This window comes from Arthrobacter sp. 24S4-2, assembly GCF_005280255.1.
GTDB lineage: Bacteria > Actinomycetota > Actinomycetes > Actinomycetales > Micrococcaceae > Arthrobacter.
In genome coordinates this window covers 4,414,801-4,431,232 of sequence record NZ_CP040018.1, presented here as the reverse complement: position 1 = coordinate 4,431,232, position 16,432 = coordinate 4,414,801, and the positions used below count along the sequence as shown (strand labels likewise).

The window sequence follows — 16,432 nt, the reverse complement described above, 5'->3', positions numbered from 1 at the left end:
TACGAGAGACGCCCTACTTCGCCGGCGCCAGCGTGTGGACCAAATCCTGCAGTTCCCGCAGCCGGAAGGGTTTGGTCAGGTAGGCGGTTGCGCCCGATTCCAGGGCCGTGAGCCGGTCCACCGGTTCGGCGCGGGCGGAAATGACCAGGATCGGCACACGGGAGACTTCGCGCAACGCGTGCAGGACCGTGCTGCCGCGGAGGTCCGGCAGTGCCACGTCCACGGTCACCAGCTCAACGTGCTCGTCTTCAGCCACGGCGTGGACGCCGGCAGCGCCGGTCGACTCGGTTTTCACATTGAAACCGGCCCGGGAAAGGGCGAGACAAAGGAGGCCCCGGATGTCCGGGTCCTCCTCGATCACCACGCAGCGCCCTTGCGTCCCCATCAGTCCCCCATGTAATTTGCCCCTAGCTTACGCCCGGGCGGAACACCGCGACCCAATTGTGAACGCTCAGTTACCGCCCTCAAATCCGTTGGCCGCCACGTAGTCCGCAAGGGTGCCGTTGGCCAGGGCTGCGGAGACGGCGCCTATCGCGGCGGGGTTCTGGAGCACGATCGACTGACCGTCGGCGCTGGTGCCGAAGCCGCCGTCGGGCAGCCGGAAAAAGATGGCGTCCTCAGGCCCCACGTCGCGCAGGCTGAAGCCCAGCCGCATCATGGCTTCGGGGGTGAGGCCCGCGCTCATTGTCCAGTGCGGCCGCACCGCATTGACCACGTTCATGACAGTGGCCGGGTTGGTGAGCGTGCCGGCGCTCATGAACTTGCTGATCACCGCTTTGAGGAACGTCTGCTGGTTGCGGACGCGCTGGTAGTCGCCGTCGGCAAAGGCGTAGCGCTCGCGGACGAATTCCAGGGCCTGTCCGCCGGTGAGGTGGTTGATGCCGGCCGGGAAGTAGTGGCGGGAGTCGATGCTTGAGGTGAAGGGCACAGCGACGTTCACATCCACCCCGCCCAGGGCGTCGGTGGCAGCCCAGAGCCCGCCAAAGCCCAGCATCACGGTTTCGTCGATGTGCGTGTTGAACAGTGTTTCCACGGTCCTGACCATTAGCGGGATGCCGCCCAGTTCCAAGCCGGCGTTTATCTTGGACGCGCCATAGCCGGGGATGTCCACCCACGTGTCGCGCAGGATGGAGATGCCGTAGATCTTTTGCCGGTCAGCGGGGATGTGGATCAGCATGAGGACGTCGGAACGTTGGTCGGCCGGCGTTCCGGCGGCTGCCTGCGCCTCTTCTGCGCGGGGATCCCCGCGGCTGTCGCTGCCCATGATGAGGACGTTCATGGCCACAGGCGGCGGCTCCGGCGTGGGCGTGGGCGTCGGTGTCGGGGCCGGTGCCGCTGCGGCAGTCGTCGGCGCCGCGGTGGCGCCTTCCGTCGTCGGGACGCCGCTGGCGGTGGGGGAGGGCGAGCCGCCGCGTCCCACCTGCGAGAACGCGTAGGCGGTGCTGCCCAGGGCGATCACCAGGACCATGGCCAGGACCGCTTTGAGCCAGGTGGGCTGCCTGCGCAGCCAGGCGGGAATCCATGCGAAGTTCCCCTGCGGCGGTTGGTCCGCAGCCGCCCCTTTGGGATCAGACTGGTTGTCCATAACCGGACGCTACCACCGCTGAGACGGAAAAGAACGACGGCGGCTGCCGGGGTTATTTGGGCGTGTTGAGGCGGGCGTAGCGGAGGATGGTGAGGATGGCCGGTGCCAGTTCGTCCTCCATCTGCCGGTACACCTCGGGGCCGCGCTTGTAGGGGTCGATCACTTCGTTGTCGGCGCTGTCGGCGGCGAGGGCGAGGTGCCGGACGGAGGCGAGGCGGGCGGGCAGCCCGCGCCACAGGGTGCCGGCGTCGGAAGCTTTTTCGGCGGGGTCGGCGGCGGCGTCGCGTTCCTCGAGGGCCTCAAGCATGCGGGCGAACTCCCGGATGGTGAACGTGCGCTTGAGCAGGGAGGCGTCCAGCTGCAGCACCTCGCCGCGGTGCTTGGAGGTCATGGTCAGCACGATGTCCGTGTCGCGGAGGATTTTGGGGGTCAGCTGCCGGGCGGCGAATCCGTTTCCGGTCCCGCCATACATGCGGACAATGTCGGCGGAGAGCGGCTGGATGGGCTCGCCCACCATGGCGCGCGTCCCGGCGCTGCGCACTTCGAAGCCGCCGGGCAGCACCTGCTCCAGGCCGGCCTGTAGCAGGCGTTCGGCCACGGGGGAGCGGCAGATGTTCCCCGTGCAGACTGTCAGGATCCGTACGGGCGTTGGCGATTCCACGGCGAGGGCTCTTTCCGGAGTTGCTGGCAGATCGGTGCGATCCCGGATATTCAACTTAACATGCAGAGCCCCGCCCGCCCGGGGTCGAATCGCCCGGCGCCGAAACGTGAAGATCTTGACCCAATCCTGCAGACCGCCTGCGGGAACCTTGGGGCTGGTTCGGGAGAGTGGGCGAAGCCGATGAAACGGCAAGCATACTTGCGGTCCAGATGGGCCGAATCGAGCAACCGACTCGGACCAAAGGGGGACCATGAGCGGTGGGGGTGCGCAGGGCGGATGGGAATCGCTGCATTTTGAGGAACTGCTGAACGCCGGGGATTTGCTGTGCATTGATGTCCTGGGGACGCAGTTCGCGGTCCGCTGGGGGCGGGCGGTCACGGCGGAGCAGGGGCAGAGCATGCGCTCCGCGTGGGCGAGATGTGCCAGCAGCGGGGCGCCTGTGATCCCGCCACTTCCCAAGGTGCCCACCGTTGCCCTGCCGTTCTCGGCTTCCGTGGCGTATCAGTCGCACGGGTACGACGGCGGGACGTTCCCGCTGCAGGCCGCCTCCTTTCAGGAGCTGGCAGAGAGCCTCGCCTCCCGTCTCACGGGTGCGGCCCTCGCGGAGAATGCGGGGGAGCTGATGATGCTTCACGCCTGTGGAGTGGCGGCTCCGGAGACGGGAGCTGTCGTTGCGCTGGTGGCCCAATCGCCAACTGGCAGAACCGCCGCAGCATCTGTACTGGCCAGGACATTTGGCTATATCACGGACAGCATCGTAGCCATTCAGCCTGACGGCTCGGTGGTTCCCTACCCCGGGCCGCTGTCCCTTGACAAGGGGACCGGGGCGCCCGAACGCCAGGTGGGTCCGGACCAGCTTGGGCTTCGGCCGGCACCGCCCAGGCCGTTCCTGCGATCCATCGTGCTTTTGGACAGGGTGGACGCGGCACAGCCTAGTGACTTGGGGCATGGACGGCCGGGCCCCATCCTCCGCCAGATGCCGATGGCGGATGCGCTTGTGGCGCTGGTCCCGGACTCCCCTTCGCAGGCCGAAATGGACCAGCCGTTGCAGTCGCTGTGCCGGCTGATTGATTTCGTTGGGGGAGTATGGCAGGTCACCTATTCGGAGGCTGAGGACCTGCCGCGGGTCCTGGAACCGCTCTTCCGGAAGCGCCGCCGCACGAGGCCGGGTTGGGCAGCGGCCCCACTTGATGCCGAGTCCGGAGCCATCCCGGACGGATGGCTTCGGGGGGTTGAACCAAGGGATGCTGTGATTGTCGACGGCGATCTGCTGCTGATGCTGGATGCGGAGATTGTCCGGATCAACGGGATCGCGCCGGCTGCAAGCTAATATGTGCCGCGATCCAGCTTTCCGGCGCACCGGCGCCAAGTGGTTTCGACTCCGAGCGCGGCACGAGGGTGCGCCACCAGAATCTGCCCCGTTCGCCTTGTAGACTCGCGGGCGTGATAGATCAACTGGAGCCTTTCCGCGACGCGGTAATGCGCCACACCGAGGGCATGCCATATACCGTGACGGCCCGCGATGACGGCTTCGACGTCGGCCCCGACGTCGTCAATGCCCGCTGGTTCGGGATCTATTCCGCTCAGGGTCTCAAACGCGTGTTCGTGCACCGTGTGAAGGTCGATGGGAAGCAGTACACGGTCACCGATCGCACCTACTCGGTGTCCTGGTCAGCCGGCGTACCGCGGTTGAAGCTGCAGGCCGAGGCGTTCGTTGGACGCAAGTACCAGTTCTCGGCCCAGAAGACGTGGGCGCTGAACGGCACGGGCGAACCGGCCAAGGTGGTGGACTACACGTTCAGCTCCGAGGAGGGCCGGGGCCTGATCAAATCGGCCGCGCGTGAGGTGGGATTGAAAGAGCGCATGCCGTTGGTGGTCAAGGCACCTCTACTATTCGGCATTGCGGTGGGCATCTTGTCCATCGGCGGCGTGCTGGTTGCCTGGCTGCTCCGCGCCTTCTGAGGCATACTTCCACCGAGGTGCGCTGACACGAGGTTAAGCTTTCCGCCCTTTAGACACCTGACTGATGACCCGGGAACGGCACATCTTCGGGATCCGGCTCCGGGCACACTCGCACCCGAGGGCCCTACCCTCCGAGGCCCCGTTGCCCGACACGGTAGGTGACGTCCCATTCCGTGGAGGGCCCACCGTGTCCCACCGCGGATGTCCCGGTTCCAAGGAGGTGAGACACCCCTGCCCGTAGTCCGGCTCTTCGACGAGGTAGCCGGTCATGTCCATGTACGCGCAGATCAGCTTGACGTTCAGGCTGTACGCAAGTTCCGCGGAACGGTGCACCACCTCCAATGGTCTCGGCCGGTCGATACTATTGCTAAGTAGGCTTATGATTAACGACGGCAGACGACGCGGGAACTTAGGACCGTCGGGTGGGGCGGTTGCTTCGCTCCAGGGCGTCGACTGGTTGATTTCGTGTTTACAGTGCTGCAGCGCACCGGGAGGAACGGTCATGGTGGCGGAATCGCCGAGCATCATCAGGAATGAAGTGGTTGGCGGACGTTATCGGCTCGGTGAGGTGATCGGTCGTGGCGGCACGTCGTCCGTCTACTGTGCGCGGGACGGGAATCTGGGTCGGGACGTGGCCCTGAAGCTGTTGGCACCCCAGGCTCCCGATGCAGACGAGCTCAAACGCCAGGAAGCTGAGATTAAGCTGCTGGCCACACTGAACCATCCCTGCCTCGTGACGCTTTTCGATGCCGGCATCGATACCCGCATTCGCGAGGAACCCCGACCCTTCCTGACCATGGAACTGGTGGAGGGACAGGATCTGCGGAGCCGCATCAGGCACAGCCCAGTCCCGTTGGACGAACTGGCGGTGATCGGAGCCGGGATCGCCGACGCGTTGGCCTATGTCCACAGCCTCGGCATCATCCACCGCGACGTCAAACCTGCCAATATCCTGCTGGTGCAGGTGCGCCCCGGGGAGCCGCTAAGGGCCAAGCTCACAGACTTCGGAATTGCCAGACTCGCGGACGGCACACGCCTGACAGCCACTGGAGCCATGGTGGGCACCGCAGCGTACCTCAGCCCGGAACAGGCCTTGGGCTCGCCGCTCACCCCGGCCACAGACGTCTATTCACTGGGGCTGGTCCTGCTCGAATGCATCAAGCAGGCCATGGAGTACCCCGGCAGTGCGGTGGAATCCGCTGTGGCCAGGCTGCACCGCGTGCCCGAAATTCCGGAGGACCTTCCGGCGGAGTGGGCGGACCTGATCCGGTCGATGACGGCCATCGACCCACTGGAACGCCCGGCATCGGCGGACATTGAGATAGCGCTGCGGCAGGCCCTTGTCTCACCGGCATCCACTCCGGGCGAACTCGCACCGGAAGCCACGCGAGTGCTCCCGGCCATGCCCTTGAGGCTGCCTTCCCCCACATCAGAGACGCCGGTCCTGGGGCAGTCCCCAGCAATGCGCGCCAACGAAGATCCCGGCGGCAAGGAATCCGGGAACAACGCCGTCCAGTCACGGCCGATAAGCACTGACGGTCCTCCGCTGATAAGCCCTGACGGTCCTCCGCCCGGCAGGCCCCCGGAAACGCGAAGGGCGCCGCGTCAATCCGGCGCCAGACGACGCCGCCGGCGTCTCGGGCTGGTGGCCATCCTGATCCTTCTTGCCCTGGCAGGCTGGGCTGCGGCACTAACGGTGAGTCTGTCCGCACACGTCACCCCCGACGTCGTCCCTTACCCCACGGTCACCGGCACGCTGGGCGAGCACCTCCAGGAGCTTCAGAAGAGTGTGGAACCATGACATCTATTCGATCCAAGGGCAAGCGCTCCCGGGCGCTGGGATTGTTCCAGGTTGCCACCGTACTGGCGCTGGCGGTGTCGCTGGCTGGCTGTGGTCCGGCCGGGACCGGCCTGCAGCGCGATGCTGCCCGCCAGCTTCAGGAACGGGTACTGGGCGTGAGCCAGGCGGCGGCCACCAACGATCACGCCGCGGCACTCCGGGCACTGGAGGGCCTGGAAGCGGACCTGGCGTCCGCCGCCAACAGTGGACACGTTTCTGAGGAGCGGCGCCGTGGCATCATGGCCATGGTTACCGCAGTCCGGGCCGATCTGAAAGCCGCCGTTGAAGCCGCCGAAACCGCAGCCGCGGCGGAAGCGGCGGCGGCCGAGAAGGTCAAAGCAGATGCGGAAGCGGCGGCGGCGGCGGAGAAGGCCAAAGCAGACGCCGAAGCGGCGGCCAAAGCCGCCCAAGTAAGGGCTGCGCCGGCACCTGTGCCGGAGCAAGTTCCTGCGCCGGGGCAAGGGAAAAGCAACGAGGGAAAAAGCGGCGGGGGTAAAGGCAAAGGCAAGAACGGCTGACCGAGGAAAACGGGCGCAGCCTGGAAGCGCTTCTGAGAGTCGACGTCGTGAAGGTCGTGGTCGCTGTCCTCCGCGGCGAAGCGGAACGCGATCGAATCGAACCGCAATAGTTGGGTGTGAGTTTGTCTCGATGAGCAGACTTGATGCGGAAGGAGGAAACCGTGATCGCAGTTCTGAACCGAGTCGTCGGTTTCATCGAGGAGCACCTCACCGAGGAGATCGACGTCGCAGGCCTGACGAGCGACCTCGGCATGACGGAGTATCACGTTCGCCGGATGTTCTCGTCACTGGCTGGCATGCCGTTGTCCGAGTACATCAGGCGACGGCGCATGACCGTCGCCGCGGCCGATGTCATAGGAGATCGCGACCTGTTGGGGACTGCTGTGCGCTTTGGCTATGGCTCCACCGAAGCATTCAACCGGGCCTTCCGGGCGGTGCATGGCGTCAGCCCCGGCGATGCGCGCCGAGACGGTGGCCCCCTTCGCACACAACCACAGCTCAGGTTCCGCCTGACTATACAAGGGCATACCCCGATGGATACTCGTATCGCAGATCAACCGGCCTTCCGGCTCGTGGGCCACACGGCTCGCGTGCCGCTCATTCACCACGGCCCCAACCCGCACATCCAAGCGCATATCGCCTCGCTGCCCGAAGCGGAGCACCTTCGCCTCAAGGCACTGAGCAACACCGAACCGGCAGGACTGCTTCAAGTGAGCGCCGACGTTGACCCCGACTACACCGAGGGCAGCGAGCTGACTTCCCTGCACGGCGTCGCCGTTAGCGAAGGAACGCCGGTGCCCGAGGACCTCGACGCGATCGAGGTCCCAGCCGGTGCCTGGGCGGTGTTCCGCACCACCGGACCCTACCCGGCGGCCCTCCAGTCCACGTGGTCGGCGACGGCCTCTGACTGGTTCCCCTCCAACCCCTGGCGGCTGAGGCCCGGCCCGTCGGTCGTGGCCATTCTCGACCGCGCTGCCGACTTCAGCACCGCAACCTCCGAGTTGTGGCTGCCGGTGGAACGCGCCTAACGGCGAGGGAAGTAGCGGACTAGTGAGCCCGCGTTGAACGCCTTCGCCATCACTTTCAGCGACCGATTCCCGCTGCTGAAAGGTACTAAAGAAAACCGCCGGATACACCGTTAATGAGATAGTCCCTTCCCCGCGAACGGTCAGATGCATGGGATTTTCGTTGGCGGCGGAAGGGTCCTAAGTGTCGCGGTGGGGACCGGGTGTATGGACGAACTTCGGCGGGGATTGAGCTTTCGCAGCATTCGTCGAATACGCCAGGTCGGCGTCTTTGATGAGTCTTCTGAGGCCGTTGACCGTGGTGATGGGCGGGAGGAGACTTTGTTTTGGGGGTGCCACTTCGAAGGGAGCCCCAAAATGCCGTGGCGTCTAGGAGCGTGGGGCGGTAGTGGTTTCCGTCATCCAGGGGTGGTCCTGTCTACTGACCGGTGACACGTTGCCATCTTGATGGCCGGGCAGCCGTGGCCGCCTTGGCCCGTGGGTTAGGCTCCGGCCGGCGCGTTGAGACCGGCTTTGGCTTTGAAAGTGAACAATTTCAGCAGGTTGTGACAGCCTGCCATCAGTTCCCACTCGTGTTTGGCCTGTTCGAGGCCGCGCAGGAGTACGTGTTTGCCCTGGCGGGTGTGGATTTGCCCGAAGACCGGTTCGATGATCGCCTTGCGCCGCGCGTAAACGGACCGGCCCTTCTTGGTTTTGAGTTTCCTCGCCATCCGTTCCCGGAGTGTGGCGGTGGCCGGGATCCTGCCCCGGGGCGTCTCGGGAACCTTTTCGCCGTGTTTGAGCCGGCCGGTCGCGATGAAGAACTCGGTCCCGCCGGCGGCCTCGATTTCCTTCACGTGTTCGAGGTTGGCTGCTGAACAATATCCGGCATCAATGGTCCATTGGGCGGGCATCCGGCCCAGGGTTTCGGCGGTGCGTTCGGTCATCGGGACCAGTTGCTGCACGTCCACCGCGGTGTTGTTCAGATCGGTGGCGACGATGACCTGATGGTCCGCGTCGACCACGGCCTGGGCGTTGTAGCAATAGTGGTACGAGCCGTCTGCGGTCTTCATGATCCGGGAGTCGGGGTCCGTGAAATTGCGCTGGGCCCTCGGTCTGACCTCCGCTTTGGCCGCGGCTTCCTCGCCCTTGGCCGCAGCCGCCCCGTCGTCATCGCCGCGGTCCCGGGCTTTCTGCTCCGCCTCTTTGCGTGCTTTGGCTGCCGCGTCCTCTTCGAGCTGTTTGCGGGCCGCGGCCATCTTCGCCAGCCGCGATTGCCGGTCGGCCAGGTCCGGCGGGAGCTCATCGCCGCGCGTATCCGCCCCGAACCGGGCATCCTCCTCCCTGTCCACGGCCTCGGCGTCGGCGAGCATGTCCGAGACCTCCGCGGCGAGGATCCTCTGTTTTTCGGTCAGCCGTCCGTAGCTCATCGCCTTTCGCCGGGACGCGTTGGCCCGGACCTTCGTCCCGTCCAGGGCAACCCGGCCCAAGGAGACCATGCCCGCGGCCCGGCAGAGTTCCAGCGCCTGCAGGAACACGTTCCCCAACGCCGCGAGATGGCGTTTGCGGAACCGGCCGATGGACCGGAAATCCGGTGCCTGCTGCCCGGCCAGCCAACGGAACGCGACCACGTCCACGCACGCCCGCTCCAACTCCCGGGAGGAACGCACCCCGACGCAGTAACCGTAAAGCAGGACCCGGACCATCAACCGCGGATCATACGGCGGCTGGCCCTTCGTCTTCCCATACGAGCCGTAGAACCGGGACAGATTCAGCTCCCGGGACACCAGATCAGCGATGAACCGGGCCAGATGATTGCCCGGCAACCACTCATCCAGCGACGGCGGGACCAGCATCACCGCGTCCGGCTCAAAGGATTTGAACCGCTTCTTCACACCAGCGCCGGCCTCAACGATCCCGTCATCAAAACGCTCCACCCGCTCCACGAGAGCTTCATCAAAAAGGCCATCCTGGGAACCGGAATTCATACTCCCGATTCTTCCAGCCACTCCTCCCGCACCCCGGCAATTCACACGGCGTTTTAAGAACCCGGCCGACTACTGACCCGCGCTCCTAGTTGGTTGTCACCGGTTTCTGCGGTCAAGAGGTTCGCACCGCGGGTTCGTTCTGGGTGATTTCAGGGCTGGCGGATGTGGTGCTTACGGATCGCCGGATCAGGTTGTAGACCCTTGGCACGTTCTTCGATGGGCGAGGCCTCATAGAATTCAGACTTTTCAAAGAGTCGACGACCGTCAATGGGGGACAGAACCCAGAGAATTCTCCCGTCCGTCGTGACGCCATCAACGATCCCGGCGCACACGACGTTTCCCTGCTGGCGGATTGCCACCTCGGCGCCGTCGAGCGTGCACCAGTCACTAATACAGGGGTCGTGCATGGGTTCTCCTTTCATTCCATATTTTCTAGCTATCCAGCGTGAATATGATGCGGTGCCAGTCCTTGGCCTTGTCTGCGGTGAGGTCGAACATGACGTGCTTGACCACGGTGTATTCGTCGAAGGAGTAGGTGGACATGTCCTTGCCGAAGCCGGACTGTTTGAAGCCGCCGTGGGGCATTTCGCTGATGATCGGGATGTGGTCGTTGACCCAGACGGCGCCGGCACGGATTTCACGGGTGGCGCGTAGGGCGCGATAGACGTCCTTGGTCCAGGCTGAGGCGGCGAGGCCGTAGGGGGTGTCGTTGGCGAGGATGATGGCCTCATCGTCGGTGTCGAAGGGGGTGACGGCCAGGACCGGTCCGAAGACTTCATCGCGGAAGATCTCGGAGTCCGGGGTGGCGTCGGCAACCAAGGTGGGGCGGTAGTAGGAGCCGTTGGCGAGATTGCCGTCTTGCTCCTTGTTGGGGATGCCGCCGCCGATGACCCGGGCGTAACCGCGGGCGCGCTCCACCATCTCAGCTACCTTGTCCCGGTGGACCTCGGAGACGAGGGGTCCCAGGTCGGTGGTGGGGTCCTGGGTGGGGCCGAGTTTGACCTTGGCGTAGAGGCCCGCGACGCCTTCGACGAAGTCCTCGTAGAGGGAGCGGTGCACGATCGCGCGGGTGGCGGCGGTGCAGTCCTGTCCGGTGTTGATCAGGGATCCGGCCACGGCGCCGTGAATCGCGGCTTCGAGGTCGGCGTCCTCGAACACCACGAACGGGGCCTTGCCGCCGAGTTCCAGGTGGACGCGCTTGGCGGTGGTCGCCGCTGCCTCGAGGACGGTGCGGCCCACAACGGTGGAGCCTGTGAAGGAGAGCATGTCCACGTCGGGGTGGCGCAGCAACTCCGCGCCAACGGTGGAGCCGCGGCCGGTGAGGACGTTGATGACACCGTCCGGGACGCCGGCTTCGGTGGCGACTTCGGCGAACAGCAGGGAACTCAGCGGGGTGATCTCGGCGGGCTTGAGCACGATGGTGTTGCCGGCGGCGATGGCGGGCAGGATCTTCCACGCGGCCATCTGCAGCGGGTAGTTCCACGGGGAAATGGAGCCGATGACGCCGATTGCTTCGCGACGGATGGAGGACGTGTGGTCCGCGGAGTATTCACCGGTGGCTTTGCCCTCAAGGTTCCGGGCAGCTCCGGCGAAGAAGGCGATGGTGTCGATGGTGCCCGGGACGTCGAACTCACGGGTCAGGCGGATCGGCTTGCCGGCCTGGCGGGATTCGAGCTGCGCGAATTCCTCGGCACGCTCTTCCATCAGCGCAGCGAACTTGGTCAACACTGCTGAACGCTCAGCCGGGGTCGCCGCGGACCAGGCCGGGAACGCGTCCCGGGCAGCCTGCACAGCTTGTTGGACGTCGTCGCTTCCGGCCAACGTCATGGTCGCAACAGTCTCGCCATTGGAGGGGTCTATGACGTTCAAGGTTTCCCCGGTGCTGCCTTCGAGGGTTTTTCCGTTGATGTACTGGCTCACGGATCCTGCTTTCAAATGATTGGGTGGGAGTCGGGGCTGATAATGGCCCCGGCAGGAGGACTTACGTTGTTCCTTGACCCGGGAATACGGGGTGCGAGGTAAACCTTGCGGAGCTTCCTGTGAACGGTCCAGGTGGTCTGCATGCCCTGTGAAAGACGACATACGATGCCTGGCGCGAGGTGTAGTTCCGTGCCTGGGAAGCCTCCGCGTAAATGGATGCGCACAGTGGCCGTGCCTGCCAGAACGATAAAGATTTCATCCTCTTCGATGTCATCGGTTGTACCTTCGTTCATTTCCCATACACCCAGTTCCATGCCAAAGGAATCCTCTAATGCGTACGAGGCGGTAAGGGCGGGGAGATTACCGGTGTCGGTCAGCTGGAAGGAGAGGGCGTCGATGCACCAGGATGAGGACTCATGTCCGGCATTAGGAGTCACTAGTCGAATCCCATGCCCGTAGAGTCCAGAGCACGAAGCGGCGTACCCCGTCTTCGGACGTGGCCGGATTGATGACATGGTGGCTGTCTGCAGAAGTGCCGGGACAGCAAATCTTGGTTGATGAACTGGTGCATTTGGGTGCCGTGCTTTCCCTGCCGGACGTCACTGTCCGGGCAGCGGTGACTGGACGACGTCGGGTCGTGACGCCATGCGATGAAGTATTGGGTTGCGTTACTGGCAAGCAGGCTCTCAGGCCCGCCGCCCCGTGCTTTCGCGTTCTGCGCTGTCCAAAATTGCCGCGAGACCGGCCTGGAATGCCTTGAGCGAATCGAGGTTTTGCAGTGCTGCCTGGTGTTTTTCAAGGAGCGGGTACCCGGTGATGCGCGTGAAAACCCGTGGATTGAGCCAAGGGTCGTGGCCTTCAGAGTCCGGGAGCCGCTGAATCTCCACCGCAATCCCGGCGCCGAGAGCCAGGGTGTAGCTTTCCAGCGCCGCGTAATAGTGGACCACGCGGTCTTCAGCCAGCCCTGCGTCCGTGAGACATTGCAGGACGAAATCGATGGCCTTCAGCTCGCCTGGGCCGTATGTATCGGTGGCGAAGGACTCGCTGCCCAAAGACGGGTGCTGCATGAAGACCCTGAGGAGTTCGTCGAGATAGGCCTCGAGCCGGGAGCGCCAGTCCTGGTGTTGTTCCGAGGCGTGGATGCGATCCACGGACAGCATGAACAACTGGTCCAGCGCTGCCCTGACAATCGCGTCCCGGTTGCGGAAATGCCGATACACGGCTGTGGCGTCAACCTCGAGCTCCTGCCCCAGCCTGCGGACAGTCAACCGCTCGGTGGGCTCTTGGCTGGAAATCCGCAGGACGGCATCGACGATGGTGGCTGGGTCCAGCCGGGTGCGGCGGTCCATCGATTGTGCTGACTGCACCAACTCTTGTCCGCCTTCCTGCGATCCCGGATTGATATCAACCTACATGATTCATGGTTTCCTCCTTTCGAGGACAAGTCAATATCTCTGTCAGCAATGATGTCAACAGTGTTGACTTTTTGTGATCCGGCTCATAGTGTGTCTCGCAGAGTTGATTCCCACGAAAGGACTCGAAGGTGCTCGCAGAGATATTGTTTGAGAACGGATGGGTGTATACCGGCAATGAAGCCGGCCCCGTCCAGGCAAACCTTGCAGTAACGGACGGACGTATCATCGCCGTCGGCAGCCCCCAGGAACTCGAAGCTTCGGTCACACCGGACACTCGCCGGGTGGATCTCGACGGGCAATTGGTGGTTCCCGGATTTCAGGACGCCCACATCCACCCGATCTTCGCAGGCGTCGAGCTGCTCCAATGCGACCTGACGGGAGCCACCACAGCAGAAGAAGCCGTCAGCATCGTGGCCGGATACGCCGAGAGGAACCCGGACGAAGCGTGGATCCTCGGCGCTGGCTGGTCCATGGATTCCTTCCCTAGCGGAACTCCGGGACGGGAGCTGCTGGATGCAGTGGTGCCGGACCGGCCGGTCTATCTGGTGAACCGTGACCACCACGGGGCCTGGGCTAACACTGCTGCGTTCGCGGCCGCGGGGATCAGCCGGGATACTCCGGACCCTGAGAGTGGACGCCTTGAACGTGATCCGGACGGAACACCAGCTGGAACGGTCCACGAAGGTGCCATGGACCTGTTCAACGAGGTCAAGCCGGCATTGCCCTACAACCTTGCCTACCAAGGCCTGCTCGCCTCGCAGGAGTTGCTGCTCTCGCAAGGCATCACGGCCTGGCAGGACGCCTGGGTACCCATCCCGGAGGGTGGTCACGCGGACAACCTCACCGTCTACATGGATGCCGCGCGAGTTGGCGACCTCAAAGTGCGGGTCACCGCATGCCAGTGGTGGGACCGGACAGCGGGCATGTCGCAGCTGGATACGATCCTGGAACGCCGCGACACTGTCAGCGAATCGTTCGACCCCCTCGTACTCAACGCCAACACGGTCAAGGTGATGGTTGATGGAGTCGCGGAGAACTTCACGGCGGCCATGCATCACGTGTACCTGGACCACCACGGCCACCACACGGACAACCGAGGGATCGAGTTCTTTGAGCCCAGCGAGCTGAAGGAGTTCGTCACCGCGATCGACGCAGCTGGAATGCAACTCCACTTTCATGCCCTCGGCGACCGCGCAGTCACCGATGCCTTGGATGCCCTCCAAGCTGCCCGCGATGTCAACGGCACCAACGATCAACGTCACCACTTGGCGCATCTCCAAATGGTCCGCCGCGAGGACGTGCCGCGCTTCGCGGAGCTCGGAGCGGCCGCCAATGTCCAAGCTCTGTGGGCCTGCCATGAAGAGCAACTGGACACTCTGACATTGCCTTTCCTGGAGCCGGGCGCCGAGGACCGGCACTACCCCTTCGGCGAACTTGCTGCTGCGGGCGCGCGCCTTGTGGCCGGGAGCGACTGGCCCGTTTCAACCGCGGATCCGATCGCAGCGATCCATGTCGCCGTCAACCGCAGAGCCGCGGAGGAGGACCTGCCGCCGCTCGGCCGTCAATTACAGAAGCTCAGCCTCAAGCAGATCCTCGACGCCTACACGCAGGGTTCGGCGTGGATCAACCATCTCAACGCGCAGACAGGAACCCTGGAACCCGGGAAGCTTGCGGACCTGGCCGTGCTGGACACCAACCTCTTTGACCTCCCCAATAAGGAACTCCACCGTGCAGTCGTCACGCAGACCTGGATCGGCGGGGAGTGCGTCTATGACCGCTCAACACGAGGCAACCGGTCCGCGCGGAGCGCCGAGGTGATGCAATGAAGCTGCACAGAGCGAAACTCCTCAGAACGCAGCGGCACAATGCGCAAGGTGTCGGGCGCCTCAAACAGCGGACGATGCCGTCGCGCATCACAGCGGTTGGCGTGGCCGCCGTCGTGGCCGGCTTGGTCCTGGGCGGCTGCGCCGTGAGGCCCACCAGCGTGACTGATGCCGCGGGCGGAGCCAAGTTCACGATGTCCGACTCAACGCCGGCCCCCACCAAGGAGATCGGCAACTTCAACTGGGCCATGTACGCGGAGCCGTTCTCCCTGGACTACGCCTACGCCTTCGACTACCCGGACAATACTGTCCTGTCCAACGTCTGCGAGTCACTGTTCCGCTGGAATGCAGACCTTTCCACGTCGCCTGGCTTGGCCACCGGAGTGGAGAACCCGGATCCCTTGACCTGGGTCTACACTATCCGCCAGGGCGTGAAATTCCATGACGGCAGCGAGATGACGGCGGACGACGTCGTCGCCTCCCTGAGCCGCCATGTTGACCCGGAAGTTGGCTCCTTCTGGGCGACCGCCTATCAGAACGTGGAATCGATCGAAAAGACCGGCGACTACGAGGTCACGGTCACCACCACCCGGCCGGATTACATTTTCAACGCCTCCTTAGTGGGAGCTACGGGCGTGGTGGAGTCGGCCAAGACGCTGGAATCTGCCGGCAAAGACTACGGAAACTCCAGCACAGGCGTGAACTGCACCGGACCTTTCCAATTCGAACAATGGGAGGCCGGCGAAAGCATCACGCTCACGCGCTACGACGACTATTGGGATCCTGACCTCAAAGCCAAGTCACAGCAAGTCACCTTCAAGATGCTCCCCGACGCCACCTCACGAATCAATGCACTTCAAACAGGCGAAATAGACGGCGGCTTCGCCATCCCGTCCAACGCTATCGACATCTTGAAAGCCAACGACGACGCCGGCTCGCTGTACTTCGGCAAAGACACCTCGGTGCAAAGCATGGTCTTCACCAACCTTGGCGGCACCTTCCAGGACGTTCGAGTCCGCAAGGCGCTCATGATGGCCATTAACCGGGAAGCTTTGATCAAGGCTGCGGAGCAGGGCTATGCGGGCAAGACCGATGCCCTGACCACCCGGAGTGTGTGGAAGGACGCCTCGTCAGAAACGGCAGATGAGGCTTTCGGTGGCCTCCTGTCTACACCGTATGACGTGGAGGAAGCCAAAAAGCTCGTCAAGGAAGCCGGTGCTGAAGGCAGCAAGTTCGTCTTCGCCACGGCCTCGCTGAATGCGGCCTTTGACATCGCGGCACGGGCCATCGCGTCCGCAGCCCAGGAAATAGGCCTGGATCCGGAGATCCAAACGATGTCCAACGACAAATACACCACCCTCTTCTCCGACCCCGAGGCACGCAAAAACGTGGACCTCATGGTGACCTCCTGGTACCTCTCCAGCACTGAACCCCTGGAAATGTACAGCGTGCTGCGGACCGGCGACTTCAGCAACTACGGGGGCTGGAGCAACCCTAAATTCGACGAACTGGTCAACACGGCCTACGGCGTGCAGGACCCTGACGCCCGCGGCAAGCTCACAGGTGAGGCCGCCAAACTGGCCAGCGATGAAGTGGTGTGGGGTCCACTCTACGAGACCGTGACCACCATGTGGCTGGGCAAGCGCATCACAGGCGCGGATCCGTCCATAAATTACATGTACTTCCCGTGGGCAGCCAAGATTGGAGGTCACTAGC

General features: G+C 64.0%; 15 protein-coding genes. 7 read left to right on the top strand and 8 right to left on the bottom strand.

Features of this window, described 5'->3' with window-relative positions:
- Positions 1-13 precede the first annotated feature (13 nt).
- The 3 genes from FCN77_RS20585 to FCN77_RS20575 form a co-directional block, all read right to left on the bottom strand.
- The gene (locus FCN77_RS20585; protein ID WP_137323755.1) at positions 14-385 is read right to left on the bottom strand and encodes a response regulator transcription factor; all 372 of its coding nucleotides are present in this window, start codon (positions 383-385) and stop codon (positions 14-16) included.
- A gap of 66 nt (positions 386-451) precedes the next feature.
- Positions 452-1,585, bottom strand: coding sequence for an LCP family protein (locus tag FCN77_RS20580; protein WP_137323754.1), 1,134 nt, complete (start codon positions 1,583-1,585; stop codon positions 452-454).
- 52 nt (positions 1,586-1,637) lie between these two features.
- Positions 1,638-2,246 (bottom strand): low molecular weight phosphatase family protein, encoded by a 609-nt coding sequence (locus FCN77_RS20575; RefSeq protein ID WP_137323753.1) that lies wholly within the window; start codon positions 2,244-2,246, stop codon positions 1,638-1,640.
- Positions 2,247-2,496: 250 nt separating this feature from the next.
- On the opposite strand from FCN77_RS20575, the gene FCN77_RS20570 reads away from it, so the two are divergent.
- The 5 genes from FCN77_RS20570 (at position 2,497) to FCN77_RS20545 (ending at position 7,594) form a co-directional block, all read left to right on the top strand.
- On the top strand, positions 2,497-3,576 hold the full coding sequence (locus FCN77_RS20570) for a hypothetical protein (RefSeq protein ID WP_137323752.1): 1,080 nt from the start codon (positions 2,497-2,499) through the stop codon (positions 3,574-3,576).
- A gap of 113 nt (positions 3,577-3,689) precedes the next feature.
- On the top strand, positions 3,690-4,208 hold the full coding sequence (locus FCN77_RS20565; RefSeq protein ID WP_137323751.1) for a hypothetical protein: 519 nt from the start codon (positions 3,690-3,692) through the stop codon (positions 4,206-4,208).
- A 502-nt stretch (positions 4,209-4,710) separates the two neighbouring features.
- Positions 4,711-6,009, top strand: a complete 1,299-nt coding sequence (locus tag FCN77_RS20555; protein ID WP_137323750.1) for a serine/threonine-protein kinase — start codon at positions 4,711-4,713, stop codon at positions 6,007-6,009.
- Positions 6,006-6,566 carry a hypothetical protein gene (locus FCN77_RS20550; RefSeq protein WP_254678660.1) on the top strand — a complete coding sequence of 187 codons (561 nt, stop codon included), beginning with the start codon at positions 6,006-6,008 and terminating at the stop codon, positions 6,564-6,566. Before FCN77_RS20555 ends, FCN77_RS20550 begins: the two co-directional genes overlap by 4 nt.
- 161 nt (positions 6,567-6,727) lie before the next feature.
- A complete protein-coding gene (locus FCN77_RS20545) occupies positions 6,728-7,594 on the top strand; it encodes an AraC family transcriptional regulator (protein ID WP_137323749.1) in 867 nt (288 codons plus the stop codon).
- Positions 7,595-8,073: 479 nt separating this feature from the next.
- On the opposite strand, the gene FCN77_RS20540 is transcribed toward FCN77_RS20545, so the two are convergent.
- From FCN77_RS20540 to FCN77_RS20520, 5 genes are all read right to left on the bottom strand, one after another.
- Positions 8,074-9,558 (bottom strand): IS1182 family transposase, encoded by a 1,485-nt coding sequence (locus FCN77_RS20540; RefSeq protein WP_137323748.1) that lies wholly within the window; start codon positions 9,556-9,558, stop codon positions 8,074-8,076.
- A 149-nt stretch (positions 9,559-9,707) separates the two neighbouring features.
- A complete protein-coding gene (locus FCN77_RS20535) occupies positions 9,708-9,965 on the bottom strand; it encodes a hypothetical protein (protein WP_137323747.1) in 258 nt (85 codons plus the stop codon).
- A 25-nt stretch (positions 9,966-9,990) separates the two neighbouring features.
- Entirely contained in the window at positions 9,991-11,478 is a 1,488-nt protein-coding gene (locus FCN77_RS20530; RefSeq protein ID WP_217496173.1) for a gamma-aminobutyraldehyde dehydrogenase, read from the bottom strand.
- 11 nt (positions 11,479-11,489) lie between these two features.
- A complete protein-coding gene (locus tag FCN77_RS26415; protein WP_217496172.1) occupies positions 11,490-11,915 on the bottom strand; it encodes a cupin domain-containing protein in 426 nt (141 codons plus the stop codon).
- A 249-nt stretch (positions 11,916-12,164) separates the two neighbouring features.
- Positions 12,165-12,845, bottom strand: a complete 681-nt coding sequence (locus FCN77_RS20520) for a TetR/AcrR family transcriptional regulator (RefSeq protein ID WP_254678659.1) — start codon at positions 12,843-12,845, stop codon at positions 12,165-12,167.
- Between the two features lie 176 nt (positions 12,846-13,021).
- On the opposite strand from FCN77_RS20520, the gene FCN77_RS20515 reads away from it, so the two are divergent.
- A complete protein-coding gene (locus FCN77_RS20515; RefSeq protein ID WP_137323744.1) occupies positions 13,022-14,719 on the top strand; it encodes an amidohydrolase in 1,698 nt (565 codons plus the stop codon).
- Entirely contained in the window at positions 14,716-16,431 is a 1,716-nt protein-coding gene (locus FCN77_RS20510) for an ABC transporter substrate-binding protein (RefSeq protein WP_137323743.1), read from the top strand. Before FCN77_RS20515 ends, FCN77_RS20510 begins: the two co-directional genes overlap by 4 nt.
- Position 16,432 lies beyond the last annotated feature (1 nt).